Here is a 414-nt window from a genome sequence, read left to right as displayed (position 1 = left end):
CTCGGGGTCCTTGACGGCGGCGCGGATCTTCTCGCGGATCAGGTCCTGAACGATCTTGTTGCCATCGAGATCGACGGCCTGGTCGGCCCAGAGCTGCGTGAGGATATAGACGAGATCGCCCTTGCCCCATGCTTCCTCGAACCGCGCGCGGCGCTCGGCATCGGTGAGCTGCCAGCTCCCGACCGTCTGCTGAGGATAGGGCACACCAGCCATCGATTGGCGTGCCTGCTCGCGATAGGCGGCGCGATCGCCCTGCAGCAGGCTCATGCGGTCCGACGGCGCCGGACCGTTATGCGCGGGCAACGCGAAGTTCGGCGTGCGCTGGAACACGGTGAGATGTGCGGCCTGCTCGGCGATCAGCGGGATCGACTGGATCGCTGACGAACCCGTGCCGATCACGGCGACGCGTTTTCC

General features: G+C 66.4%; 1 pseudogene. It reads right to left on the bottom strand.

Going from position 1 to position 414, the window contains the following annotated elements:
* A pseudogene (locus tag EFT72_RS19015) lies at window positions 1–414 on the bottom strand (cyclohexanone monooxygenase); the annotation flags it as partial.

Source organism: Clostridium sp. E02, from assembly GCF_003833015.1.
Classification (GTDB): domain Bacteria; phylum Bacillota; class Clostridia; order Lachnospirales; family Lachnospiraceae; genus Lacrimispora.
Note: the sequence above shows the minus strand (reverse complement) of the source record. Positions and strands in the feature narration are given on the sequence as shown.